The following is a 25,613-nucleotide window of genomic DNA, read 5'->3' on the forward strand; positions in this document are numbered from 1 at the left end:
TCCTCTGTTCATCTTGCCTTAATCCTAGGCTTGCAAAAAACATCGGAAAAGAGGAAAGATTTCAAAGAGGCTTTGCAGGAACGCAAAAGGTTAACGCGGCGTTAGCAGGAACACGGAGGAACCGGGCCGATGGATCCCCAGTGGGATGATATGAAAGTGTTTTTGGCGGTGGCACGGGAGGCGAGCCTGTCCGGCGCCGGCCGCGTCCTCAAGATGGACCCGGCGACAGTCGGCCGCAGGGTGGCCCGGTTCGAGGCGGCACTGGAGACGCCGCTGTTCGTGAAATCCCCCCAAGGCTATGCGCTCAGTGCCGCCGGAGACCGGCTGCTGGTTCATGCGGAAGCGGCGGAACAGGCAATGCGGGCGGGCACCGAAGCGCTGACCGGTCCCAATGATACCCTGTCCGGGCAGATCCGCATCGGCGCGCCGGACGGCGCCGCCAATTACATCCTGCCGCAGGTCTGCGCGCAGATTTCTGAGGAGAATCCGGATCTGGACATTCAGATCGTGGCGTTGCCGCGGGTCATCAACCTCAGCCGCCGCGAAGCGGATATGGCAGTGACTGTCAGCGCGCCCACTGCGGGCAAGCTGCTGGTGCAGAAAATCTGTGATTATCAGCTGCATCTGGTGGCCTCGCGCCACTACCTGAAGGAGCACCCGCCGATCACCAAACTGGAGGATCTGAAGGGCCACAAGATGATCGGCTATATTCCGGACATGATCTTCGACAAGGAACTCGACTATCTGAACGACATCGGCGTGGAGCGGGTGGCGCTGGCCTCAAACTCCGTCTCGGTCCAGATCAAGATGGCGGCGCAAGGAACCGCGGTCTGCGTGGCGCATGACTTCAGCCTGCCGGCGCACCGGATGCTGCGCAAGATCCTGACCGACAAGGTGAGCCTGACCCGCAGCTTCCACCTGGTGCGCCATCAGGGCGACCAGCGCAGCGAGCGGCTGAACCGCTTTGCCCAGGCGCTGTCCAAGGGGATCCGCGACGAGGTGGCCCGGCTGGAATCCTTGACTTGAAGCTGCGTTGCGGCAAACCTTGCTGTAACGCAATAATATTTCGGAGGTTTGCCGTATGCTTGTTCAGGTCATTTTGAAATCCAAAGCCAGCACCGGTGTCGTGACAGTGAAGCCGGATGCAAGCGTGGCCGAGGCAGCAAAAGTGATGTCGGACAACCGTTTCGGCACCGTGGTGGTTTCCGCGGATGGCGAGACGCCGGTTGGCATCCTGTCAGAACGCGACATTGTCCGGGAACTGTCGAAAGAGGGTGCCGGCTGCCTGGATCAGCCGGTCAGCGGCTATATGACGCGCGAGCTGGTGACCTGCACCACCCAGTCAAACGTGGGGGAGCTGCTGAAGCAGATGACCGAGGGCCGGTTCCGCCACATGCCCGTGGTCGAGGACGGAAAACTTGTGGGAATCGTGACCCTTGGCGATGCGGTGAAGGCGCAGCTGGCGCAGGTGGCGATGGAGAAGGACGCGCTCCAGGACATGATCATGGGGCACTGAGCCGCAGGGGCGGGGTCCGTATTTCTGCCCCCTTGCATTGCCAGCCGCAAATGTGTTTGCGTGCGCAGAAATTCTGACAAGGCAGGAGGCCGCCCATGCGTGTGGGTCTGTATCCCGGCACCTTCGACCCGATCACCATCGGGCACATCGACATCATCCGCCGCGCCAGCGCCCTGGTGGACAAGCTGGTGATCGGCGTGGCGATCAACCGTGACAAGGGGCCGCTGTTCGATCTGGAAGAGCGGGTCGGCATGATTGAAGCGGAATGCGCCAAGCTGAGCGACGAGACCGGCACCGAGATCGTCGCGCATCCGTTTGAAAATCTCTTGATCGACTGCGCCCGCGACGTGGGGGCCCAGATCATCGTGCGCGGCCTGCGGGCGGTTGCTGATTTCGAGTATGAATTCCAGATGGTCGGCATGAACCGGGCGCTCGACAGTTCGATCGAGACCGTGTTCCTGATGGCCGAGGCGCGGCATCAGGCGATTGCCTCCAAGCTGGTCAAGGAAATCGCCCGGCTGGACGGGGATGTATCAAAATTCGTCTCTCCGCTGGTCAAGGACAAGCTGCTGGCGCGTTTGGGCAAGACCGCCTGAGCCTGTTTGCAGCATAGGACACAGGCAAAGCCGGGCTGACGCCCGGCTTTGTGCTTTTGGCGGCGCGCTGCGCGCGGGCGGCGGCTGGCGCCGCCAAGCCAAAGGAAGGGGGGCTTGGAGCTCTCCAAAGCAGCAGCGGTGACAGCGGCTCAGCGCCAGAAGGCGACCCAGTCGATCAGGGCGAACAGTTTCTTGCCCAGGAAGATCATGTGCTGATCCCCGAACAGGGCAATGTCGACAATGGCGGCGGCGATCAGGAGCAGGCCCAGGGAAATGGCAATCCGGTTGGTCATGAAAGCTCCGCCGCAAAGGAAAACGCCCGCCCAGATAACCTGAGCGGGCGTGAATTCTCAAGGGGTTGAGGGCGTTTAGCCCAGTTTGCCCATCGCCACGGCCACGTCGGCCATGCGGACCGAGAAGCCCCACTCGTTGTCGTACCAGGCCAGAACGCGGACCATGCGGTCCTCGACCACGCGGGTCTGATCGGGTGCAAAGATCGAGCTTTCCGGGGTGTGGTTGAAGTCGGTGGAAACCAGCGGCGCCGACTCAAAGCCCAGAACGCCCTTCATCGGGCCCTCGGCCGCTTCCTTGACGGCGGCGTTGATCTGCTCGGCGGTCACGTCGCGGCCTGCGCGGAAGGTCAGGTCCACGGCGGAGACATTCGGGGTCGGCACGCGGATGGCGGAACCGTCCAGGCGGCCCTTCAGGTTCGGCAGCACCTCGCCCAGGGCTTTTGCGGCGCCGGTCGAGGTCGGGATCATCGACATGGCGGCGGCGCGGGCGCGGTACAGGTCCTTGTGGCGGCGGTCCAGGGTCGGCTGGTCGCCGGTGTAGGCGTGGATGGTGGTCATGATGCCGTGCTCGATGCCGAACGCCTCGTCCAGCACCTTGGCCAGCGGCGCCAGGCAGTTGGTGGTGCAGGAGCCGTTGGAGATCATGGTGTCGCCGGCTTCCAGCTGGTCGTCGTTAACGCCAAAGACGATGGTCTTGTCGACGTTCTTGCCGGGGGCGGACAGCAGCACTTTCTTCGCGCCGCGCTCCAGGTGGGCCTTCGCCTTCTCACCGTCGTTGAACTTGCCGGTGCATTCCAGAACGACGTCGCAGCCGTCCCAGTCCAGCTCGTTCATGTCGTAGGTGGAGAACATCTGCATGTCGCCGCGGCCCAGGTTCATGGTGCCGTCGCCGATGGTCACTTCGCCCGGGAAACGGCCATGCACAGAGTCGTATTTGATCAGGTGCGCTGCGGTCTCCAGCGGGCCGGTGGCGTTCACCTTGATCACTTCGATGTCGTCGCGGCCCGAGGCGGCGATGTGCGACAGGGTGCAGCGGCCGATGCGGCCAAAACCGTTGATCCCGACTTTGATGGTCATGAGTTACGTCTCCAAGCGAGCAAAAACCTTTGGCCGCCATATAGACCGGGGCGGATGTGGTCTAAAGGGGTAAAAGCGTCATTAAATGAAACTGTTAGCGCAAAATCATGATGTTGGCGGTAACGGTTTGCGGCGGTGGCGTTAACGGAAATCCGCGGTTCCGGCGCGGTGGCGCTAACGCTTGTGCTGCGCCGCGGAAGCGGGCAGATTGCCTGTTAAAGCGGATAGATTTTGAGGATATTGGCATGAGCGGATTGCTGGCGCTTCTGGATGACGTGGCGGGGATTGCCAAGGTGGCGGCGGCCTCTGTTGATGATGTGGCGGCAGCAGCGGGCAAGGCCGGGGCCAAGACCGCCGGGGTTATCATCGACGATGCTGCGGTGACGCCGAAATACCTGCAGGGCTTCGCGCCGGCGCGAGAGCTGCCGATCATCTGGCGCATCACCCGCGGCTCTCTGTTCAACAAGCTGATCCTGCTGCTGCCGGTGGCGATGCTGCTCGCGAATTTCGCGCCTTGGCTGATCACGCCCTTGCTGATGCTGGGCGGGTCTTACCTGTGTTTCGAGGGGGCCGAGAAGATTTTTCACGTGCTGTTTCCCCATGCCAGCCACGCCATTGACGAGGACATGAGCATCAAGGACCCGGGCCATCTGGAGGAGCAGAAGATCAAGGGCGCGATCAAGACTGATTTCATCCTGTCGGCGGAGATCATGACCATCGCGCTGGCCGCCATTGAGGCACCGAGCGTCTGGATGCAGGCGGCAACGCTGGCGGTTGTGGCAATCGGCGTGACGCTGGCGGTCTACGGCTCTGTCGCGCTGATCGTGAAGATGGATGACGTGGGGCTTTACCTGGCGCAGAACGCGCTGACGTCTCCGGGCCGGGGCCTGGGGCGCGGGCTGGTGAAATTCATGCCGGTGCTGATGAAGATCCTGTCGGTGGTCGGCACTGCGGCGATGCTGTGGGTCGGAGGCTCCATCATCATCCACGGGCTGGAGGTGCTGGGCTTTGGCTGGCTGGGCCACCACATCCACGACTGGGCCTATGCCGTCGGCCACGCGGTGCCTGCAGCCTGGAATGGCTTTGCCGAATGGAGCGCAAAGGCAGCGATGGACGGGGTGTTTGGCGTGGCGCTGGGGCTGCTGCTGATCCCGCTGGCGACCAAGGTGATCGGGCCGCTAACCGCTAAGGTAACTGGCGAGGGCGGCAGTAAATGATCTGAAGCCCAGTGACTAGAAACGGAAAATCACTCAATTGCGTCTGGAAAAAAGTCGCCGTCTTGGCGATGACGAACCTTGATTGGGCGGCTTTCAGATAGGAGACCACGCAATGAGTATAGTAGTTCAGGAATGTACACGAGTAACTGCTTCTCCCTCTTTCTGACACCTTCAGGGCTTGTTCTATAACCGTTGTTTTCTATTTGCAGCGCGACATAGGTGCACGAGCCAAAGTGAACAGAGCCTCTCTTTGTCACCCTCGACCTTGTTTCCCTAAGCCAAGTTTTGTTATCGCGGAACCATTGTACGGTGTAAAAAACTTCATCGTCAGGATAGCTTAGTACGAGTTCAGTGGGGACAGCCGAGTACTCGTAGGAAGTGCGGTTGCTTCCCTCGGCTTGTTGCTGCAACAAGTTGTACAAGCCATTGCTCTTTTTCGTAATCCACGTTGCTGTGGTTGCTGGTGTTATGTCTTTGTCAACTGCAGACGCAGTTTCGTTAAAGGTCTCAAAAAGCCTTTCCAGTTTTCCGTCCGTTAAGAAGTAGCTTGCCGTAATAGTGTCATTATCTGAATCTTTGCGGTGGGACTTGACAATGTACCCATGGTCGTTTGCGAGCTCTTCCTCGAAAATAATACCACGCGCTAGGTCTTCAGAAGTAGGACACGATGCTGCACGTTCGATGAAAAAAGATACGCCGAGCCAAGCAATTGGTATTGCTGAAATCGCGAGGACAACTGGCACTACCTTCATATGACTTCCTCACGTTCCCTATTCGGTTTCCTGCTGAGAGTTCTGCAGAGCTGAAAGTCTTAAATGAAAAGACGCCCGAAGGCGTCTAGTCAACTTGTCTTTCTGCGTAAACCGTTCAGCCCAGCAGCTCTTTCACTTGCGCCACTGTACCCTCGGCAGTGATGCCGAAGCGTTCGAATAGCTCGCCTGCGGGGGCGGAGGCGCCGAAGCGGTCCATGCCGACGAAACCGGCTTTCTTCTCCTGGCCGCGCTCGCCCAAGAGCCAGCGGTCCCAGCCGCCGTCACGTACAGCGGCCTCGATACCCACACGCACCGGACCTGCGGGCAGGACCTTGCGGCGGTAGGCTTCGTTCTGCTCGGCAAACAGCTCCATGCAGGGCATGGAAACGACGCGGGTGCCGATGCCTTCGGCTTCCAGCTTGGCCTTGGCTTCCATCGCAACGGAGACCTCGGAGCCGGTGGCGATCAGGATCACCTGGCGCTTGTTCTCGGCCTCGGCCAGAACATAGGCGCCTTTTTCGACCATGTTGGTGAGCTTGTGCTCAGTCCGCACGGTGGGCAGGTTCTGACGGGTCAGGGCCAGCACCGAGGGGGTTTCCTTGGCGGTGATGGCGATTTCCCAGGCTTCGGCGGTCTCAACAGTGTCGGCCGGGCGGAACACATAGGTGTTCGGGGTCGCGCGGCAGATGGCCAGATGCTCGACCGGCTGGTGGGTCGGACCGTCTTCGCCGACTCCGATCGAGTCGTGGGTCATCACGAACACGGTCGGGATCTTGGACAGCGCGGCCAGGCGCATCGCCGGGCGGGCATAGTCGGTGAAGCAGAAGAAGGTGCCGCCGTAGGGGCGCATGCCGCCGTGCAGGGCCATGCCGTTCATCGCTGCGGCCATGCCGTGCTCACGGATGCCCCAGTAGACATAGCGGCCCTTGCGGTTGTCGGTGTCAAAGACGCCCAGGTCGCCGGTCTTGGTGTTGTTGGAGCCGGTGAGATCGGCAGAGCCGCCCACGGTTTCCGGCATCAGCGGGTTGATGACGCCCAGCGCCATCTCGGACGACTTGCGGGTGGCAACCTTGGGCTGCTCCTCGCTCACCTGCTTTTTCAGCGCCTTGATGGCGGCGGACAGTTTTTTGGGCGCGTCCAGCGCATAGGCGCGGTTGAAGCGGTCCTGCTTCTGCTGCGACAGCTCGGCAAAGCGGGCTTCCCAGGCTTCACGCTCGGACTTGCCGCGGGCGCCGATTTCTTCCCACTGGGACTTGATGTCCGCGGGAACCTCGAACGGGCCGCCGGTCCAGCCGTAGGCGTCCTTGGCCGCTTGCAGCTGCTCGGGATCGGTCAGCGCGCCGTGGCCTTTGGAGGTGTCCTGCGCGGCGTGGCCCAGGGCGATGTGAGTCTTGCAAGCGATCATCGAAGGCTTCTTGGACTTCTTGGCTGCCTCGATGGCCTCGTCGATGGCCTTGGGGTCGTGGCCGTCGATTTCCAGCACCTGCCAGCCCGACGCCTTGAAGCGCTGCACCTGGTTGGTGCGGTCGGACAGTTCAACGGTACCGTCGATGGTGATGTTGTTGTTGTCCCAGAACACGATCAGCTTGCCCAGCTGGTGGCGGCCTGCAAGGCCGATGGCTTCCTGGCTGATGCCTTCCATCAGGCAGCCGTCGCCGGCGATCACATAGGTGTGGTGATCCACGACCTTGCGGCCGTAATGGGCACGCTGCATTTCCTCTGCCATGGCAAAGCCGACAGCGTTGGAGATGCCTTGGCCCAGCGGGCCGGTGGTCACTTCGACGGCATCGACCAGGAAGTTCTCCGGGTGGCCCGCGGTGATCGCGCCCATCTGGCGGAAGTTCTTGATCTGATCCAGGGTGACCTGCTTGTCGCCGGCCAGGTAGAGCAGCGAATAAATCAGCATCGAGCCGTGGCCCGCCGACAGGATGAACCGGTCGCGGTCCGGCCAGGACGGGTTGGATGCATCAAATTTGAGGTGCTTTTCGAACAGCACGGTCGCCACATCGGCCATGCCGATGGGCATACCGGTGTGGCCGGAGTTGGCGGCGGCGACGGCGTCCAGAGCCAGCGCGCGGATTGCGGCGGCCTTGTTCCAATGCTCGGGATTGGCGGTGCGCAGGGCTGTCAGGTCCACTTGGATTGTTCCTTTGGCGTTACAGGCAATTGCTGCGCTCAATAACAGCGATGAGCCAAAGATCAAGCATGGTTGCGCGCATGTCTGCTGGCTTGCGCGAAGTTGGCGCGGCAAGTGGTTGAAAGACAAGGGGGGGTGTTTTATCCCTGAAGGGGAATAACTGGCCCCATGTCAGCGGCGCGTGCGCGATTCGCGCAGGTGCCGGAAAAAAGAGTGAACTGATGTGGACGGGTGAGGGACAGGCATGAACCAGATCGAAGAATTGCAAGGCCGCATCCAGGCCGCGCTGGAGCGCATCAGTGCGGGCACCTCAGCGCTGCAGGAGGCCCGCGAGGCGGACAAGGTCAAGGCGGCTGAAGCCGTCGCCGAAGCTGCCCAGGCAGCGGAAGCGGCTGCGGCAAGTGCTGCAAATGAGGCGCTGGAGCAGGCGCTGGACGAAGAAAAAACCGCCAACGCCCAGCTGGAAGAGCGGGTAAAGGTGCTGCACGCCCGTCTGCAGGAGGCCGAAAGCAAGACGCCTGCCGATGGCGGTGATGTTGCGGCCATGGAGGCGGAGCTGCAGCTGCTGCGCAATGAGGCGGGCGACCCGGCGGAGAAGGAAGCGCTGCGGGCTGAGGTTGAGCGTCTCAGGGGCCAGCTGGAAGCCGCCGCCAACACGGCGGCGAGCGAGAAAGAGAAGCTGGAGGATCAGCTCACCGAGGTTCAGGCTGCAAACGACAGCCTGAAAGCCCGCTTGGAAGAGGCTGAGGAGAATGGCGGGCAAGCCGCGGCAGCGCCGGCCGCAGACTCTGGCATGAGTGCGGAGATTGAACGCCAGAACGAAGCCCTGCTGCGGCTGGATACCGAACTGCAGCAGCTGCGCCAGGCCAATGAGGAGCTGCGCGCCTCCAACGCGGCGCTGCGCGAGGCCAACGCCCAGAGCTTGGGCGATGCCGGGCTGATCAATGCCTCGATGGAAGCCGAAATTGAGGGGCTGCGCGCAGCCCAAGCCAGCGACCAGGCTCAAGTGAACGCGGTTCTGGCCAAGCTGGAGCCGCTGCTGGCCAACGCCCGCAACCTGCCGGAAGGGGAGGAAGTCTGATGCCCGAAGTGACCATTCATATCGGCGGCCGCGGCTTTGAGGTCTCCTGCCAGGAGGGCGAGGAGAGCTATCTGCACTCTGCCGCCAAGATGCTGGACGATGAGGCGCAGGTGCTGTCAGATCAGATCGGCCGCATGCCCGAGGCGCGGATGCTCCTGATGGCCGGTCTGATGCTGGCGGACAAGACCGCTGCCGTCGAAGACCGGATCAAGGAAGTGGAGGCTGAACTGGCGGAACGCGTGCAGGAGCTGGAGGCGCTGAAGAACGCGCCAGCGCCGGAACCGGAGCGTGTTGAAGTGCCGGTAGTGCCGCCGATGGTCACCGAGGCGCTGGCCGAGATCGCGGCCCGAAGCGAGGCGCTGGCCCAGGAGATCGAAGAAAAATCCGCGGGCTGAGGGCACCGTTCCCTTGGGTCTTTTTGAAACGAAAAAAGGCGCCCCGCAGGGCGCCTTTTTCCTTTTAAAACAGAAGCCGCGATCAGCCGTTCGCTTCGCGGATCTTGTCGGCGGCGTCCTTGTTGAAGGCGATGCCGTTGTCCTCGAACATGCCGTCCAGCTCGCCCGACAGGGTCATCTCGGTGATGATGTCGCAGCCGCCGACGAACTCGCCTTTGACGTAAAGCTGCGGAATGGTCGGCCAGTCGGAGTAGTCCTTGATGCCCGCGCGGATCTCTTCATCCGCCAGAACGTTCACGTCGGTGTAGTCCACGCCGATATAGTTCAGCACCGCCGCCACACGCGAGGAGAAGCCGCACTGCGGCATTTCCTTGGTGCCTTTCATGTAGAGCACCACGTCATTGGCTTTGACGGTTTCGTCGATGCGGGTCTTTGCGTCGGTCATAAGTCAGTATCCTTTCGGCTGCTGCGCCGTTTGCGTTGGCCGTCATATAGGCAGTTTCGCGGGTTTTGCCAATCCGCCCCGCAGGCGATGCAGGGCTCAGTGCAACGCTATTTCGCCTTGTTCTTGGGAACGAAAAATCGTGCGTATTCCTGCGGGTCTTTCGGGACTTTCCATGTGCGGACGGAGCCGCCGCCCATCCCCGACTGATAGTCTGAGCGCAGGGTGTGGTAATCCGGGTCCTCATCGTCCTCCTCCAGCGGGCGGCGGCGCTGGGACACGGCCGCAACAACGGCGGTCATCACCACAATGCCGAGCACCAGGATGGAGGCGAAGAGAGACACGAATCCTACTCCGGCGCCTTGGTGGTCAGCGCCAGGGCGTGCAATTCGCCGTCGGGGCCGTCCATCTTGCCTTTCAGCGCGGCATACACGGCGCGCTGCTGCTGGACGCGGTTTTTGCCGCGGAAGCTTTCGTCGACGACCATCGCCGACATGTGAACGCCATCGGTGCCGCCGACCTGGATTTCGGCGTCCGGGAAGGCTTCGCGCAGCAGTTCTTCGATTTCATGGGCTTGCATGGGCATCCGGGGAAGTCCTTTGTCTTGTTCGGTAAAAATGTAGGGGGGCGCCGGGGGCTGTGCAAGCAGGATTAGCAGCCGTCCTGGGCGAAGGGCGCGAGGCTTTCGACGAAGTCCGGAAGACTGGCCAGGGCCTCTTGCACGCTGTCATCCTCGAAATCCCAGACCGAAGCCGGGTTTTCCGGGCAAAGCGCACGGGTCAGCTCAGAACACCGGGCCTGCAGGTCTTCCGGCAGGGGCAGGGCGGCGGCCTCCTCCAGCACCAGCAGCGCCTCGTGGATCGGGCGCAGCACCCGCAGGGCGCGGGTCATATGGGTCAACAAGTCCGGGTCATCCCGCCAGGTTTCGCCGTCAAACAGGTCTTGTGTCACCCGCTGGCCGGCGCCGGCGCAGGAATAGGCCACGCAGCCGCCAAAACCGCAGGCTTCCAGATCCTCGTGGATGGTGCAGCGGAAGTCCGGAGCGAGATTGGGACAGGGGGTGTCCGCGTCCTTCAGGAGGCCGAAATCCTCTTGCGCTTCAAACGGATAGGCCACGCAGCAAAGGCCCGCGCAGCGGCTGCAATCCTCTTTCAGGTCGGGAAGGGTCATGGGCAGGTCCCCGGTCAAAGGAAAAGGCGGGACGGCTGTGCCATCCCGCCCTTTGTATTGTAACGAGCGCTGCCCGGCGGTGCGAGCGGTCAGGCTACAGCAGCGGCAAAGCTGGAGCGGAAGATCTCCTTCAGCTCGGCCAGCGGCGCCTCAGAGCCACCGATCTTCACCATGTCGCCGCCGAACTTGCCGACGGTTGTGATGGTGACGCCCGCCTGGCCCGCGGCCAGCATCAGCGCTTCGGCCTGGTCGAAGTTGCAGGCGATCAGATAACGCGCCTGGTCCTCGCCGAACACGGTTTGGGTGTCGCCCGCGTCGATCTGTACGCCGACGCCGGCTTCCTCCGCCATTTCGAACGCCGCCAGCGCCAGGCCGCCGTCGCCGAGGTCGGTGCAGGCCTTGATCAGCTCGCGGTTGGCGCGGATGAACTCGCCGTTGCGCTTCTCGGCTTCCAGGTCCACCGCCGGGGCGTCGCCGTCCTCGCGGTTGAAAACTTCCGCCAGCAGCGCCGACTGGCCCAGATGGCCGACGGTTTCACCCACCAGCAGGGCAACATGGCCGTCGCGCGCCTCGCCGATGATCGGCTCTTCGCCCGCGGCAATCAGGCCCACGGCGCCGATGGTCGGGGTCGGCAGGATGCCCTTGCCGTCGGTTTCATTGTAGAGCGACACGTTGCCGGAGACGATCGGCATGTCGAGCGCGGCAACCGCCTCGCCGATGCCTTTGATGGCGCCGACGAACTGGCCCATGATCTCAGGCTTTTCGGGGTTGCCGAAGTTCAGGTTGTCGGTGGTTGCCAGCGGCTTGGCGCCCACAGCAGTCAGGTTGCGGTAGGCCTCTGCCACCGCCTGCTTGCCGCCCTCGAACGGGTTTGCCTTGACGTAGCGCGGGGTCACGTCGGAGGTGAAGGCCAGTTTCTTGTCGGTGCCATGCACACGCACGATACCGGAACCGGCACCCGGACGGCGCTGGGTGTCGCCCATCACGGTGGTGTCGTACTGCTCGTAAACCCACTGCTTGCCTGCGTAGTTCGGCGAGGACAGCAGCGCCTTGAGCCCGTCAATCGGGTCAATGGTAGGCACATCCGCGTCGGTCAGCGGCTCGGCGGCCGGGGTTTCCACCCACGGGCGGTCGTATTCCGGCGCGGTGGAGGACAGTTTCGACAGCACCAGATCGGCCTTCACTTCGCCGTTGTGCATGATCAGGAAGCGGTCCTCGGCAATGGTTTCGCCGACAATGGCGAAATCCAGGTCCCATTTTTCGAACACCGCGCGCGCCTCGGCTTCCAGCTCCGGCTTCAGAACCATCAGCATCCGCTCCTGGGATTCCGACAGCATCATCTCGTAGGCGGTCATGTTCTCTTCGCGCTGCGGAACCTTCTCCAGGTCCAGGCGCACGCCCAGTTTGCCCTTATCGCCCATTTCCACGGCCGAACAGGTGAGGCCCGCGGCGCCCATGTCCTGGATCGAGATCACCGCGCCGGTCTGCATCAGCTCCAGCGTGGCTTCCATCAGGCGCTTTTCAGTGAAGGGGTCGCCGACCTGAACGGTGGGGCGCTTTTCCTCGATTGTGTCGTCGAATTCCGCGGAAGCCATGGTGGCGCCGCCGACGCCGTCACGTCCGGTTTTGGCACCCAGGTACACTACCGGCATGCCAACGCCCGAGGCAGCGGAGTAGAAAATGCCGTCCGTCTTGGCGAGGCCCGCCGCAAAGGCGTTGACCAGGCAGTTGCCGTTGTAGGCAGGGTGGAAGCGGACTTCGCCGCCAACGCAAGGAACGCCAAAGCAGTTGCCGTAGCCGCCGATGCCCTCAACCACACCGTTGACCAGCTGACGGGTCTTGTGGTGGGACGGCTCGCCGAAGGACAGCGAGTTCATCGAGGCGATGGGCCGCGCGCCCATTGTGAAAACATCACGCAGAATGCCGCCAACCCCGGTTGCCGCGCCCTGGTAGGGCTCGATGTAGGAGGGGTGGTTGTGGCTTTCCATCTTGAAAACAACGGCATCGCCGTCGCCAATGTCCACGATGCCCGCGTTTTCACCGGGGCCGCAGATCACCTGCGGACCGTCGGTCGGCAGGGTGCGCAGCCATTTCTTGGAGGACTTATAGGAGCAGTGCTCGTTCCACATCGCCGAGAAAATGCCCAGCTCGGTGAAGGTCGGCTCCCGCCCGATGATTTCGAGGATCAGATCGTATTCCTCGGGCTTCAGCCCGTGATTGGCAATCAATTCAGGCGTGATGGCGGGTTCCTGCATCCGTAAACGTCCCCAATGGCTGCGATTGCGCGCCTTTTAGGGCAAGGCGGGGCGCGGGGGAAGTGGAATTAAACGAATCCACTGCAGATGCCGCCGGAGGCGTCTTTGCGCCGCAGCATGCCCGCCTCCATCTCTTTGGGCAGCAGATGGCATTGCAGGGTTGTCAAATCGGCGGAAATTGCGGCTTGGGCCAGGCAAGCTGCTGAAAATACAAGCATTGCGAATGTAGACGGCAAGAAACGTCAAATGTTTTCGGGCAAGTTTTTTCATTCTGATGCTATCCAGCAGGGGCAGTCTATGGCCGGAGACAGACATGCATACTGTTAGCCCAATACCAGAGGCCGATGTTTGCAGCGCCTTAAGAGCTGTTACAGGCCAATGGGTTACAGCCAAAAAAAAGGCCGAGCACTAAGCTCGGCCGAAGTCCAACAGGGAGGTATGAAGGGGGGCGTTGCCGCCGCCTTCATGAGGTTCATTTAGGGCTCCGGGCCTGCCCCTTCAAGGGGATTAACAACAAATGAGCGTCAATGCTGCTATGCGGTTTTTGCATGGCTTGGGCGGCGCTCTGTTTGCAAGGCAGCCCGGATGCCAGTCCGCTTGCCGCAACGCAGCAGGAGCGGACTGATCCGGAGGCGGGCGGGATCACAGCTTGCCCAGCGCTTTCATATGCTTGCGGTGTTCCATGATCTCGGACTGGACGAAATCGCGGAAGGCACCGACCCGCTGCGAATGACGCAGCTCTTCCGGGTAAGCCAGGTAAACGGGAACCTCGTTCTGGTCCTCGTGCGGCAGCACCTCGACAAGTTGCGGGAACTCTTCTGTTACATAGTCCGGCAGAATGCCGATGCCCAGATTGTGCAGAACACCCTGCAGAACGCCGAAATAGTTGTTCACGGTCAGCAGCGATGCCGGATCCAGCGCCATCAGTTTCTTGCCCAGCACGGCGGCAGAACCGACCTGCGCCGAACTCTGGTTCTGGCAGATCAGGCGGTGCTGGGAAATGTCTGCAGAGGTTTCCAGGTTGCCGTGCTTCTCCAGATACTCCGGTGTCGCATATAGCCCCATGCGCACCGTCATCAGCCGCTTGCGCACCAGGTCGGCCTGGCTGGGCTCCTTCATGCGGATGGCCACATCGGCCTCGCGCATCGGCAGGTCCAGCACACGTTCCTCCAGCATCAGGTCGATTTTGAGGTTGGGGTACTGCTCATAAAGCTTGGTCAGCCGCGGAGCCAGCCACAGGGTGCCAAATCCGACGGTGGTGGTCACCCGCAGCTCGCCGAACACTTCCTCTTCGCTGTCACGGATACGCGCAGCGGCAGCGTCCAGGCGGCTGGTCATGGATTGGGTAGCGTCGAACAGAAGCTCACCCTGTTCGGTGAGAATCAGCCCGCGTGCATGCCGGTGGAACAGAGTGGCGTTCAGGCTTTCCTCCAGCGCACGGATCTGGCGGCTGACCGCCGATTGCGACAGGTTCAGCTTGTCGCCGGCATGGGTCAGGCTGCCCGCGTCCGCCACCGCGTGAAATATTCTGAGCTTGTCCCAATCCATATCCGTTACTTTCCGTGCGTTTGGGGCCGACTATATGAAATCTTAGTTATGTATCAGTTTTCGATGCGCAAGCGAGCGAAAACGAAAAAAAAGCGGCTATTCAGGTCAGCAATTATGACCTATTCTGCGCGCCAGAATGTGCAAGCTAATCCCGGTTGAGGAGGCCACGATGAGCACGCAAAAGATCTCACTCAATGATAAATACGATCTGACCAAATCGCCGGTTCTGCTGAATGGCACCCAGGCGCTGGTGCGGCTGATGCTGATGCAGAAGCAGCGCGACACGGCAGCAGGCCTGAACACGGCCGGCCTGGTCACCGGCTACCGCGGCTCGCCGCTGGGTGCGGTGGACCTGCAGATGAGCCGCGCTGAAAAGCACTTGAAAGCCGCGGATGTCACCTTTCAGTACGGTCTGAACGAGGATCTGGCGGTCACCGCACTGTGGGGCGCGCAGCAGGCTGAGGTGCGCGGCGAAGGCAAGTATGACGGCGTCTTTGGCCTGTGGTACGGCAAGGGCCCGGGCGTCGACCGCTCCGGCGACGCGCTGCGCCATGCCAACATGGCCGGCACCTCCAAGCACGGCGGCGTGCTCTTGGCGATGGGCGACGACCACACCGGCGAAAGCTCCACCGTGCTGCACCAGTCTGAATGGTCGCTGCTGGACTGCTACCTGCCGATTGTTAGCCCCGCGGGGGTGCAGGAGATCCTGGACTACGGTATCTACGGCTATGCGCTCAGCCGCTTCTCGGGCCTGTGGGTCGGCCTCAAGACCATGAAGGACACCATCGAGGTGACCTCGGTCGTGGACGCCCGCCCGGACCGGATGCAGATGGTGACGCCGGAGTTCGACATGCCGGCGGATGGCCTCAACATCCGCTTGGATGACGACCGGTTCCGTCAGGAAGACCGCATCATCGACTACAAGCGCTTTGCGGCCGAGGCCTTCAGCCATGCCAACAAGATGGACAAGCGCGTGTGGGGCAAGCCCGGCGCCAAGATCGGGTTTGTCGCCGCGGGCAAGAACTGGCTCGACCTGGTGCATGCGCTCAAGCTGTTGAACATCGACGAAAACATGGCCGAGCGGCTGGGCATCACCACCTACAAGGTGGGCCAGACCTGGCCGATGGACATGAAAGGCTTCAACGACTGGGCCGAAGACCTGGACCTGATCGTCGTGGTCGAGGAAAAGCGCAAGCTGATCGAGATCCAGATCAAGGAAGCGATCTTTGACACCCGCCAGGGCCGCCGCGTCTATGGCTGGTACAAGGGCGGCGCCGGCTCCATGCACCGGGACGAGCTGTTCCCGACCCGCTATGCGCTCGACCCGATCATGATCGCCGAGAAGCTCGGCAACATCCTGATCGAGGAAGGCCGCGACACCGAGGCGCTACGCGCCGGGCTGGAGAGCCTGGCAGAGGCCCGCCGAGCCGACAACGCCGAGGAAATCGCCACCCGGCTGCCCTATTTCTGCTCCGGCTGCCCGCACAACAGCTCGACCAAGCTGCCGGAGGGCTCCCGCGCCTATGCGGGCATTGGCTGCCATTTCATGGTTCAGTGGATGGACCGGGAAACCACCGGCTTCACCCATATGGGCGGCGAGGGCGTCAACTGGGTGGGCGAGGCGCCCTTCTCCAAGCGCAAGCATGTGTTCCAGAACCTGGGCGACGGCACCTACAACCACTCCGGCGTGCAGGCGATCCGGGCGGCATTGGCCGAAGGCACCAACATCACCTACAAGATCCTGTACAATGACGCTGTGGCGATGACCGGCGGCCAGCAGGCCGAGGGCGGCCTGACCGCGCAGCAGATCGCGCATGAGCTGAAGGCGATGGGCGTCAAGACCATTGCGGTGGTCTATGACGAGAAGGAGGACGTGGACGCCTCCCTGTTCCCGACTGGGATGCGGATGCACGAACGCGCCGAGATGATGAAGATCCAGCGCGAGTTCGAACAGATCGAGGGCGTCTCTGCCATTATCTACATCCAGACCTGTGCCGCCGAGAAGCGCCGCCGCCGCAAGCGGGGCCAGTTCCCGGATCCGGACCAGCGGGTGTTCATCAACTCCGACGTCTGCGAAGGCTGCGGCGATTGCGGCGTGCAGTCGAACTGCGTCTCCATCGTGCCCAAGGACACCGAACTTGGCCGCAAACGCGCCATTGACCAGTCGTCCTGCAACAAGGATTTCTCCTGCCTGAACGGCTTCTGCCCGTCCTTCGTCACGGTGGAAGGCGCCAAGATCCGCAAGGAAGCAACCGCCGATATCGACCTGCCGCATCTGCCCAAACCGGAGCTGCCGGCAATCGACGGCACCCATAACGTGGTGATCACCGGCGTCGGCGGCACCGGGGTTGTGACCATCGGTGCGGTGCTGGCGCAGGCAGCGCAGATCGACGGGCTGGGCGCCGGGCTGATGGAAATGGCCGGTCTCGCCCAGAAGGGCGGCGCGGTGCACATCCACTGCCGGATTGCCAATAAGCCGGAAGACATCTCAGCCATCCGCGTAGCCACCGGCGAAGCGCATGCGCTGATCGGCGGCGATCTGGTGGTGAGCGCGGGCGCCAAGACCCTGGGCCTGACCACCTCCGGCCAGACCGGCGCAGTGGTGAACAGCCACGAGATCATCACCGGCGATTTCACCCGCAATACCGAGTTCGCCATTCCCACCGACCGGCTGGAGGTGGCGCTGCAGGCCCGCCTGCGCGACCGTCTCGACCTGTTCGACGCATCCGAGCTGGCGCGCGCGACCATGGGCGACTCGATCTTCTCGAACATGATGGTGTTCGGCGGCGCCTGGCAGAAGGGCCTGATTCCGGTCAGCCATGAGGCGATTGAGCAGGCGATCGAGATGAACGGCGCCGCGGTGGAGCGCAACAAGCGCGCCTTCGACATCGGCCGATGGGCGGTGCTGCACCCTGAAGAAGCGGCGCGTCTGATCCAGCCCAAGGTGGTGGCAAAGCCCAAGTCGCTGGACGAAAAAATCGCCTTCCGCGCCGATCACCTTGTGGCCTATCAGGGCAAGGGGCTGGCCAAGCGCTATGCGAAGCTGCTGGACGGCATCAGCGATCCCGCGCTGAAAGAGGCGGTGGCAAAGGGCTACCACAAGCTGTTGTCCTACAAGGACGAATACGAGGTGGCCCGCCTGCTGCTGGACAGCCGCGCCAAGGCGGAAGCGGAGTTTGAGGGCGACCTCAAGCTCTCCTACCACCTGGCGCCGCCGATGCTGGGGGGCACGGACCCGAACGGGCGCCCGCAAAAGCGCAAGTTTGGTGCTGGGATGGAGCGCTGGTTCCGGGTGCTTGCCAAGCTGAAGTCCCTGCGCGGCACCCCGCTCGACATCTTCGGCTACACCGAAGAGCGCAAGATGGAGCGGGCGCTGATCAAGCAGTATGAGGCCGACATGCAGGAATGGCTGCCCAAAGCCCGTGCGGAGATCATGGAGCCGCTGGTGGCGCTGGCCGAGTTGCCGCTGCAGATCCGCGGCTTCGGACCGGTGAAACTGGCAAACGAACAGAAGGCCGCGAAGCGCCGCGAAGATCTGCTGGCTGCCCTGCGCCAGGGCGGCACGGCTGTAAAACAGGCGGCCGAATAACGCTGAACGGCATTGGGGCAGGGCGGGGCACTCCCGCCCGCTCCGGACCATCGTTGGGATGGCCCCTCCCGGTTGGGCCTGGCGCCGCGCTGACGCGCGGCGTTTGCCGTTCCACGGCGCCGTTTGCGCATCTGGACACCCCAGGGCACGTGGAAGCACCCCGGCCAGGTCTTGCAGCAAAGCGTCACACCCCTGTTACGCATCCATTGCAGAATGCGCCTCCGGCCTTATCTGGCCGCTGACACCAGACGGAGACCCGCCACAGATGCAGGCGCAGCGCCATATTGCCCGTGATATTTCCTATGCCCATTCGGCCTCCACCCGCGCGGGCCGCGCGGTGATCCGGCTGATGGAGAATTCCACCGGGCGCCTCGGCCTGATCCGGCGTGCGGCTGGATATGAACGCGATGTGGCCGCGGGCCGAAGCTTCTGGAGCGTGATGGCGGAGCGCTACGGTCTGTCGCTGGAGGTGGCCAGAGGATCGCTGGAGAACATTCCGCGGGACAAGCCGGTGATCCTGATTGCCAATCACCCCTATGGGATCCTCGACGGGCTGATGATGGGGCATATTCTGTCCCAGACGCGTGGAGACTTCCGCATTCTTGCAAATCAGGTGTTCCGCAAGGCGGAGGATCTGAGCAAGGTGATCCTGCCAGTGGACTTCGCCGGGACACGGGAGGCCATGCAGACCAACCTGCAGACCCGCAAGGACGCGCTCAGCTTTCTGGGGCAGGGCGGTGCCATCGGCATCTTCCCGGGCGGCACTGTGTCCACTGCGGCCCGGCCCTTTGACCATCCGATGGACCCGGGCTGGCGCGGCTTTACCGCGCGGATGGTGGCCAAATCGGATGCGGTGGTGGTTCCGGTTTTCTTCGACGGCCACACCTCGCGCCTCTTCCAGATTGCCAGCCATTTGCACGTCACGCTGCGGATGGGGCTGCTGATCAAGGAGTTCCGCAAACGTGTCGATACCCCGGTGAGGGTCGCTATCGGCGAGCCGATTAGCCGCGACGTATTGGACCCGCTGGCCAAAGACACAAAAGCAATGATGGATTTCCTGCGCAAAGCGACGTATGACCTGTCTCCGGTACCGCTCAAATCCTATGCGCATGGGTTTGAGTTCGAGGAGAAACACCGCGCGTGAGAGAGCTTTATGGCTGTTGGCATCTTTGATTCAGGCTTGGGCGGGCTGACCGTCCTTGACGCAGCGCAAAAGCGGCTGCCGGATGTGAATTTCCTGTACTACGGCGACAACGCCCGCGCGCCCTATGGTGTGCGCGATGCCGAGGATGTCTATCAGCTGACCAAGACGGCCGTGGCCGGTATGTGGGACAAGGGCTGCGACCTGGTGATCCTCGCCTGCAACACCGCTTCTGCTGCCGCGCTGCGCCGGATGCAGGAGGGCGGCCTGCCCAAGGGCAAGCGGGTGCTGGGGGTGTTTGTGCCGCTGATCGAAGCGCTGACTGAGCGCCAGTGGGGCGACAACTCGCCCCCGCGTGAGGTCGCGGTGCAGCATGTGGCGCTGTTCGCCACCCCGGCGACCGTCGCCAGCCGCGCCTTCCAGCGCGAACTGGCGTTCCGCGCCATTGGTGTAGACGTCGAGGCACAGGCCTGCGGCGGCGTTGTCGACGCGATCGAGGATGGCGACATGATCCTGGCGGAGGCGCTGGTGCGTTCCCACGTTGATGCGCTGAAACGCAAGATGCCGCATCCGGAGGCCGCGATTCTGGGCTGCACCCACTACCCGCTGATGGAACAGACATTTCAGGAGGCGCTGGGGCCGGAGGTCAAGGTGTTCAGCCAGGGCAATCTGGTGGCGGACAGCCTGGCAGACTATCTGACCCGCCATCCTGACATGTACGGCAATGGCGGTGGCGGCTTTTTCACCACCGGGAACCCGGGCCGTGTCAGCGACCGCGCGACCCAGTTTCTCCGACGGGAAATCACCTTTCAGGCGGCCTGAACACCGACCGTCCAGAACCTTGTTCCAGGTCAAAGTGCGCGGGCGCCTTTCCCCGTATTTCTCTCCGCAGATGGCTGCGGAACCGGCATATCATTTTGAAAGACGAGGTCTGACATGACCCATAAAGTAGCTATCCTTGGCGCTTCCGGCTACACCGGCGCCGAACTGGTGCGGCTGATCGCGCAGCACCCGAACATCGACATCGCGGCGCTGTCCGCCGACCGTAAGGCCGGTATGACCATGGCCGAAGTGTTCCCGCACCTGCGCCATATGGAGCTGCCGGTGCTGTGCAAGATCGACGAGATCGACTTTGCCGGTATCGACCTCTGCTTCTGCGCGCTGCCGCATAAGACCAGCCAGGAGGTGATCGCGGCGCTGCCCAAGACCCTCAAGATCGTGGATCTGTCGGCGGATTTCCGGCTGCGCGACCCGGCGGAATACGAGAAGTGGTACGGCAATCCGCACGCTGCGCTGGAGCAGCAGGAAGAGGCTGTTTACGGCCTGACCGAGTTCTACCGGGATGACATCAAATCTGCGCGCCTGGTGGCCGGCACGGGCTGCAACGCCGCAACCGGCCAGTTTGCCCTGCGGCCGCTGATCGAAGCCGGCGTTATCGACCTGGACGAGATCATCCTGGACCTGAAATGCGCCGTCTCCGGCGCCGGCCGGTCGCTCAAGGAAAACCTGCTGCATGCCGAGCTGAGCGAGGGCTACAACGCCTATGCCATCGGCGGCACCCACCGGCACCTGGGCGAATTCGACCAGGAGTTCAGCAAGATCGCAGGCCGCCCGGTCAAGGTGCAGTTCACCCCGCATCTGCTGCCGGTGAACCGCGGCATCCTGGCGACCGTCTATGTGAAGGGCGACGCGCAGGCGATTCATGATACCTTTGCCGAGGCCTATGCTGATGAGCCGTTCATTGAGCTGCTGCCCTTGGGTGAGGCGCCCTCTACCCATCACGTGCGCGGCTCCAACTTCTGCCATATCGGCGTGGCACAGGACCGGATCGAAGGCCGTGCCATCGTCTTTGCGGCACTGGATAACCTGACAAAAGGAAGCAGCGGCCAGGCCTTGCAGAACGCAAACCTGATGTTAGGTGAGGAAGAAACCCAAGGTCTGATGATGGCGCCGCTGTTCCCCTGATCAGGGGCCGGCGCTCGTTGGGCCTGAATAGAGGACACCATGAAGAACCTGAAGAAACAGCGCCGGATCCAAGTCATCGCGGTTGCCGCGGTGGCCCTGATCGTGGCAACCGCCCTGATCGGCTATGCGATGCGGGACGGGATCAACTACTTCCGCTCGCCCAGCCAGGTGATGGAAGAGCCTCCGAAGCCATCCGAGGTGTTCCGCATCGGCGGGCTGGTGGCGGAAGGCTCCTTGCAGCGCGGCCAGGGCGAAACCGTGCGCTTTGCGGTGACGGACGGCGGCGCGACTGTAAACGTCGCCTACACCGGCGTTCTGCCTGACCTGTTCGAGGAGAACCAGGGCATGGTTGGCACAGGTCGATACGTGAACGGTGTCTTTGAAGCCACTGAAATCCTGGCGAAACATGATGAGACTTACATGCCCAAGGAAGTCATGGACGCGCTGAAGGAGCAGGGGGTTTATCAGGAACCCGGAACCTGAGCCCTGGAAGATTTTGACACAATGGCCCCGCAGGACTGCAGTCCTGCGGGGCTTTTTCTTTCCGGGCCCACCAGCAAACAGAACCCGGGTGTTGCGCTGGCAGCGCGCGGTGGCCTCAGCCGATGTTAGCGCCTCTGCGGCATCCTGTTCCGGTTGGAAGTGGTGAGGTGACATGCAGAGCGTTCAGGAAATTGCACAACAGATCGTGGCGCGCGAAGGCGGGTTTGTGAATGATCCCGATGATCCCGGCGGGGCCACCAAACACGGTGTGACCATCGGCACGCTGCGGCGGCTGGGGCTGGATCTGACCGGCGATGGCGCCGTGGATGTTCAGGACGTGAAGGCAGTGAGCCGGGCGCAGGCGGTGGACATCTTCATCCGCCATTATTTCGAGGCGCCGCGGATCGCCAGCCTGCCGCCCTGCCTGCAGGCGACGGTGTTCGACATGTATGTGAACGCGGGCAGCAACGCGGTGCGCATCCTGCAGCGGCTGCTGCGCGACATGGGCTATGCCGTAGCGGTTGATGGCGCCATAGGCCCCCAGACCGCAGGCGCTGCGGCGCAGGCGACGGAGGTCGGCGCGGAGGCCTTGCGCGATGCCTATGGGGTGGCGCGCCGAAATTATTACTTCCGCCTGGCGGACCGGCGCCCGGCCAGCCGCAAATATGCGCGCACCCGTGCAGGCAGCAAGGGCGGCTGGATCAAGCGGGCCGAAGAGTTCATTTCACCAGTCTACCACCTGAGCCGCGGCGACTTTCAGCGGAGGACCGCGGCATGGGGCTGATTGCAGATATAATCGGATTGATTTTTGGCAGCCATCGCAACGCCTTGCGGGAAACCGTTGAAGTCTTTCGCGAAAACGCGGAGGCCGGCGCCGCCCGCGCGCATGACATGCAAAATGCTGCGCTGAGCCAGCTGGCGGCGGAGTTTCAGTATGGCGGCAAAAGCCGCTTTGACCGGTTCATGGACGGGGTGAACCGTCTGCCGCGGCCCCTGCTGGCGCTTGGGACCCTTGCACTGCTAGGCGCTTGTCTCAGCGATCCGGTTTGGTTTGCTGCAAGAATGCAAGGGCTGGCGCTGGTGCCAGAGCCGCTGTGGTGGCTGCTGGGCGTCATCGTCTCCTTTTACTTCGGCGCCCGCCATCAGGTGAAGAGCCAGGAGTTTCAGCAGGGGCTGGCTGCCAGCATGGCGCGGGTGCCGCAGGTGGCGCAAAACATCGCCGCGCTGGAGCGGCTCAGGGCGGATGCGCCTGACGCCGCCGCCACCCGCACGGATGCGGCGGCCCGGCTGGACGCCACAGCGGCGGAGAACAATCCAGCGCTGGAAGCCTGGAAAGCGCGCCGCGGCTGATCACATTTTGCCCTCTGCGGCGGCATGGCGCGGCGTTTGCCATTGGCCCCCCCGGCAGACAGGCGTATAGGAAAAAACATGATTACAGAGCTCGGCCACTTTGCCCTTATCCTCGCCTTCATGATCGGTATCGTGCAGGCCGTGATCCCCTTGATCGGCGCGCAGAAACGCTGGCCCGGCTGGATGGCCGTGGCAGAGCCTGCGGCGCAGGCGCAGTTCCTGTTCACCGCGTTTTCCTTTGGCGCGCTGATGTGGGCCTTCATCACCTCTGACTTCTCGCTGAAGCTGGTGACGCTGAACAGCCATTCGGCCAAGCCGATGCTGTACAAGATCTCCGGCACCTGGGGGAACCACGAGGGCTCGATGCTGTTGTGGGTGCTGATCGTCAGCCTGTTCGGCGCGCTGGCCTCGGTCTTTGGCGGCGGGCTGCCGCCCACGCTCAAGGCGCGGGTGCTGGCGGTGCAGGCGGCGATCGGGGTGGCGTTTTTTGCCTTCATCCTGTTCACCTCCAACCCGTTCCTGCGCCTGACGGTGCCGCCGTTTGACGGGCAGGACCTGAACCCGCTGCTGCAGGACCCGGGCCTCGCGTTCCACCCGCCGTTCCTCTACCTCGGCTATGTGGGCCTCAGCATGGCGTTTTCCTTCGCCGTCGCGGCCCTGATCGAGGGCCGGGTGGATGCCGCCTGGGGCCGCTGGGTGCGGCCGTGGACGCTGGCCGCCTGGATCTTCCTGACCATCGGCATCGCGCTGGGATCCTGGTGGGCCTATTACGAACTGGGCTGGGGCGGTTTCTGGTTCTGGGACCCGGTGGAGAACGCCTCCTTTATGCCCTGGCTGCTGGCCGCAGCGCTGCTGCACTCCGCCATCGTGGTGGAAAAGCGCGAGGCGCTGAAAAGCTGGACCATCCTCCTGGCGATCCTGGCCTTCGGCTTCTCGCTGATCGGTACGTTCATTGTGCGCTCGGGCGTGATCACCAGCGTCCATGCCTTTGCCAACGACCCGGAGCGGGGCGTGTTTATCCTGATCATCCTGGCCTTCTTCACCGGCGGCGCGCTGACCTTGTTTGCGGCGCGTGCGCAGGCGATGGAGGCCAAGGGCGTTTTTGGCATGATCAGCCGTGAAAGCGCGCTGGTGGCGAACAATATCCTGCTGGCGGTCAGCTGCTTTGTGGTGTTCTTCGGCACCATCTGGCCGATCGTGGCCGAGATGCTGCTGGACCGGAAGCTGAGCGTCGGCCCGCCGTTCTTCAATTCAGCCTTCACTCCCTTCATGGTGGTCCTGGGCTTGCTGCTGCCGGTCGGCGCCATGCTGCCGTGGAAGCGCGGCCGGATCGGGCGCACCGCCTGGCAGCTGCGCTATGTGTTTGTCCTGGCGGTTTCGCTGGGCGTTCTGGCCTGGTCGATGCAGACCGGGCGGTCTGCGCTGGGGCCGGTCGGGCTGTTTCTGGGATCCTGGGTGGTCTTCGGTGCGCTGACGGATCTGTGGATGCGCAGCGGCAAATCCGGCCGCTTGCAGCGGATGCTGCGGCTGCCGCGGGCGGACTGGGGCAAGGCCACGGCCCACGCGGGCCTTGGCGTCACCATCTTTGCCGTTGCCGGGCTGACCGCCTGGGAACAGGAGGATATCCGCGTGGCCCGCATTGGCGAGCCGTTTCAGGTTGGTGCCTTTACGCTGGTTCTGCAGGATGTCAGCCGCGAGCAAGGGCCGAACTACTTCACCACCAAGGGACGCGTCGAAGTCACCCGAAACGGCCGGCCCGAAGCGGTGATGTTCCCGGAGAAACGCGATTATCCGGTGGCCAAGATGCCGACCACGGAGGCCGCGATTGACTACCGGGTAACCCGGGATCTGTATGTGGTGCTGGGCGACCAGCAGGCCGACGGCAGCTGGACCATGCGCACCTATATCAAGCCCTTTGCCAACTGGATCTGGGCCGGCTCCATCCTGATGGCGCTCGGCGGGCTGCTGAGCCTCAGCGACCGGCGCTTCCGCGTGGCTGCGGGCGCGCGCAAGACACCGGCAAGCGGAGTGCCTGCGGAATGAAACGGATGCGTTTTCTGATCGTCGCCCTGGCGGGTTTTATGGCGGCAGCTGCCGTCACCCCGTCGCCCGCTCTGGCGGTGGAGCCGGATGAGATCCTGGCGGACCCGGCGCTGGAGGCGCGTGCGCGGGAGCTGTCCAAGGACCTGCGCTGCCTGGTCTGCCGCAATGAAAGCATTGATGAATCCAACGCCGAACTGGCCCGCGACCTGCGGGTGCTGGTGCGGGAACGGCTGGTGGCCGGCGACAGCGACCGTGAGGCGATGGATTTCATCGTCGCCCGTTATGGCGAGTACGTGCTGCTGCGGCCTACCACCAGCGGTGCCAACTGGCTCCTGTGGGCGGCGGGCCCGCTGATGCTGCTGGCGGCGCTGGTGATTGCGGTATTCTATGTTCGCGGCCGGGCCCGGGCGCCGAAAGCCGCAGAGCAGAGCCTGAGTGCGGAAGAACAGGAACGGCTTCGCAAAATCCTGAAGGATTGACGCCGGGTCTGCCTTTCCGGCGGGCAGGCTTTACGTCACCATAGCGTCAAACGGGCCCGCTGCGCACGGCTGGGCGGGACGCAA

The 25,613-nt window shown here is 63.0% G+C and carries 25 protein-coding genes; 15 read left to right on the forward strand and 10 right to left on the reverse strand.

Annotation, left to right across the window (positions count from 1 at the left end; genetic code table 11):
- Positions 1-129 precede the first annotated feature (129 nt).
- The 3 genes from AC5STI_RS03980 to coaD all read left to right on the forward strand — a co-directional run bounded on the left by AC5STI_RS03980 (position 130) and on the right by coaD (position 2,112).
- Entirely contained in the window at positions 130-1,026 is an 897-nt protein-coding gene (locus AC5STI_RS03980; protein WP_495445665.1) for a LysR family transcriptional regulator, read from the forward strand.
- 55 nt (positions 1,027-1,081) lie between these two features.
- Positions 1,082-1,516, forward strand: coding sequence for a CBS domain-containing protein (locus tag AC5STI_RS03985; RefSeq protein ID WP_490397503.1), 435 nt, complete (start codon positions 1,082-1,084; stop codon positions 1,514-1,516).
- A gap of 95 nt (positions 1,517-1,611) precedes the next feature.
- A complete protein-coding gene (gene coaD, locus AC5STI_RS03990; RefSeq protein WP_475051909.1) occupies positions 1,612-2,112 on the forward strand; it encodes a pantetheine-phosphate adenylyltransferase in 501 nt (166 codons plus the stop codon).
- A gap of 149 nt (positions 2,113-2,261) precedes the next feature.
- Here coaD and AC5STI_RS03995 read toward each other — a convergent pair whose 3' ends face one another.
- Together AC5STI_RS03995 and gap are read right to left on the reverse strand one after the other, a co-directional pair.
- Entirely contained in the window at positions 2,262-2,405 is a 144-nt protein-coding gene (locus tag AC5STI_RS03995) for a hypothetical protein (protein WP_475051912.1), read from the reverse strand.
- A 75-nt stretch (positions 2,406-2,480) separates the two neighbouring features.
- Positions 2,481-3,482, reverse strand: coding sequence for a type I glyceraldehyde-3-phosphate dehydrogenase (gene gap / locus AC5STI_RS04000; RefSeq protein WP_495445666.1), 1,002 nt, complete (start codon positions 3,480-3,482; stop codon positions 2,481-2,483).
- Positions 3,483-3,727: 245 nt separating this feature from the next.
- On the opposite strand from gap, the gene AC5STI_RS04005 reads away from it, so the two are divergent.
- Positions 3,728-4,699, forward strand: a complete 972-nt coding sequence (locus AC5STI_RS04005; protein ID WP_495445667.1) for a DUF808 domain-containing protein — start codon at positions 3,728-3,730, stop codon at positions 4,697-4,699.
- A 29-nt stretch (positions 4,700-4,728) separates the two neighbouring features.
- Here the strand turns inward: AC5STI_RS04005 and AC5STI_RS04010 are convergent, their stop codons facing one another.
- Both AC5STI_RS04010 and tkt read right to left on the reverse strand, forming a co-directional pair.
- A complete protein-coding gene (locus tag AC5STI_RS04010; RefSeq protein WP_495445668.1) occupies positions 4,729-5,451 on the reverse strand; it encodes a hypothetical protein in 723 nt (240 codons plus the stop codon).
- 115 nt (positions 5,452-5,566) lie between these two features.
- Complete coding sequence (gene tkt, locus AC5STI_RS04015; RefSeq protein WP_495445669.1) at positions 5,567-7,588, reverse strand: transketolase; 2,022 nt, start codon at positions 7,586-7,588, stop codon at positions 5,567-5,569.
- A gap of 244 nt (positions 7,589-7,832) precedes the next feature.
- Between tkt and AC5STI_RS04020 the strand changes: the two genes are divergently transcribed.
- Positions 7,833-8,669: a coiled-coil domain-containing protein gene (locus AC5STI_RS04020; RefSeq protein ID WP_495445670.1), complete on the forward strand. Its 837-nt coding sequence runs from the start codon at positions 7,833-7,835 to the stop codon at positions 8,667-8,669.
- Positions 8,669-9,064, forward strand: coding sequence for a cell division protein ZapA (locus AC5STI_RS04025; protein WP_475051922.1), 396 nt, complete (start codon positions 8,669-8,671; stop codon positions 9,062-9,064). The genes AC5STI_RS04020 and AC5STI_RS04025 overlap by 1 nt, the downstream gene beginning before the upstream one ends.
- A gap of 82 nt (positions 9,065-9,146) precedes the next feature.
- On the opposite strand, the gene grxD is transcribed toward AC5STI_RS04025, so the two are convergent.
- The 6 genes from grxD to AC5STI_RS04055 all read right to left on the reverse strand — a co-directional run bounded on the left by grxD (position 9,147) and on the right by AC5STI_RS04055 (position 14,479).
- Positions 9,147-9,509, reverse strand: a complete 363-nt coding sequence (grxD, locus tag AC5STI_RS04030) for a Grx4 family monothiol glutaredoxin (RefSeq protein ID WP_490397496.1) — start codon at positions 9,507-9,509, stop codon at positions 9,147-9,149.
- Positions 9,510-9,616: 107 nt separating this feature from the next.
- Positions 9,617-9,850: a hypothetical protein gene (locus tag AC5STI_RS04035; protein WP_495445671.1), complete on the reverse strand. Its 234-nt coding sequence runs from the start codon at positions 9,848-9,850 to the stop codon at positions 9,617-9,619.
- Between the two features lie 5 nt (positions 9,851-9,855).
- Positions 9,856-10,092 carry a BolA family protein gene (locus AC5STI_RS04040; RefSeq protein ID WP_027237713.1) on the reverse strand — a complete coding sequence of 79 codons (237 nt, stop codon included), beginning with the start codon at positions 10,090-10,092 and terminating at the stop codon, positions 9,856-9,858.
- Between the two features lie 65 nt (positions 10,093-10,157).
- On the reverse strand, positions 10,158-10,676 hold the full coding sequence (locus tag AC5STI_RS04045; protein ID WP_495445672.1) for a hypothetical protein: 519 nt from the start codon (positions 10,674-10,676) through the stop codon (positions 10,158-10,160).
- 89 nt (positions 10,677-10,765) lie between these two features.
- The gene (gene purL / locus AC5STI_RS04050; RefSeq protein ID WP_495445673.1) at positions 10,766-12,931 is read right to left on the reverse strand and encodes a phosphoribosylformylglycinamidine synthase subunit PurL; all 2,166 of its coding nucleotides are present in this window, start codon (positions 12,929-12,931) and stop codon (positions 10,766-10,768) included.
- Positions 12,932-13,573: 642 nt separating this feature from the next.
- The gene (locus AC5STI_RS04055; RefSeq protein WP_475051932.1) at positions 13,574-14,479 is read right to left on the reverse strand and encodes a LysR family transcriptional regulator; all 906 of its coding nucleotides are present in this window, start codon (positions 14,477-14,479) and stop codon (positions 13,574-13,576) included.
- A 169-nt stretch (positions 14,480-14,648) separates the two neighbouring features.
- Between AC5STI_RS04055 and AC5STI_RS04060 the strand changes: the two genes are divergently transcribed.
- The 9 genes from AC5STI_RS04060 (at position 14,649) to AC5STI_RS04100 (ending at position 25,529) form a co-directional block, all read left to right on the forward strand.
- A complete protein-coding gene (locus tag AC5STI_RS04060) occupies positions 14,649-18,068 on the forward strand; it encodes an indolepyruvate ferredoxin oxidoreductase family protein (RefSeq protein ID WP_495445674.1) in 3,420 nt (1,139 codons plus the stop codon).
- Between the two features lie 265 nt (positions 18,069-18,333).
- On the forward strand, positions 18,334-19,212 hold the full coding sequence (locus tag AC5STI_RS04065) for a lysophospholipid acyltransferase family protein (RefSeq protein WP_495445675.1): 879 nt from the start codon (positions 18,334-18,336) through the stop codon (positions 19,210-19,212).
- A 9-nt stretch (positions 19,213-19,221) separates the two neighbouring features.
- A complete protein-coding gene (locus tag AC5STI_RS04070; protein WP_475051936.1) occupies positions 19,222-20,031 on the forward strand; it encodes a glutamate racemase in 810 nt (269 codons plus the stop codon).
- Between the two features lie 114 nt (positions 20,032-20,145).
- Positions 20,146-21,174, forward strand: a complete 1,029-nt coding sequence (argC, locus tag AC5STI_RS04075; RefSeq protein ID WP_495445676.1) for an N-acetyl-gamma-glutamyl-phosphate reductase — start codon at positions 20,146-20,148, stop codon at positions 21,172-21,174.
- A gap of 39 nt (positions 21,175-21,213) precedes the next feature.
- Entirely contained in the window at positions 21,214-21,657 is a 444-nt protein-coding gene (gene ccmE, locus AC5STI_RS04080) for a cytochrome c maturation protein CcmE (protein WP_475051941.1), read from the forward strand.
- A gap of 172 nt (positions 21,658-21,829) precedes the next feature.
- Entirely contained in the window at positions 21,830-22,441 is a 612-nt protein-coding gene (locus AC5STI_RS04085) for a holin-associated N-acetylmuramidase (protein WP_495445677.1), read from the forward strand.
- The gene (locus AC5STI_RS04090) at positions 22,432-23,007 is read left to right on the forward strand and encodes a holin family protein (protein WP_495445678.1); all 576 of its coding nucleotides are present in this window, start codon (positions 22,432-22,434) and stop codon (positions 23,005-23,007) included. Before AC5STI_RS04085 ends, AC5STI_RS04090 begins: the two co-directional genes overlap by 10 nt.
- A gap of 78 nt (positions 23,008-23,085) precedes the next feature.
- Positions 23,086-25,050, forward strand: coding sequence for a heme lyase CcmF/NrfE family subunit (locus AC5STI_RS04095; protein ID WP_495445679.1), 1,965 nt, complete (start codon positions 23,086-23,088; stop codon positions 25,048-25,050).
- Positions 25,047-25,529, forward strand: coding sequence for a cytochrome c-type biogenesis protein (locus AC5STI_RS04100; RefSeq protein ID WP_475051948.1), 483 nt, complete (start codon positions 25,047-25,049; stop codon positions 25,527-25,529). Before AC5STI_RS04095 ends, AC5STI_RS04100 begins: the two co-directional genes overlap by 4 nt.
- The last annotated feature ends 84 nt before the right edge of the window (positions 25,530-25,613 follow it).

The organism is Leisingera sp. CC-HEC096 (assembly GCF_059429235.1).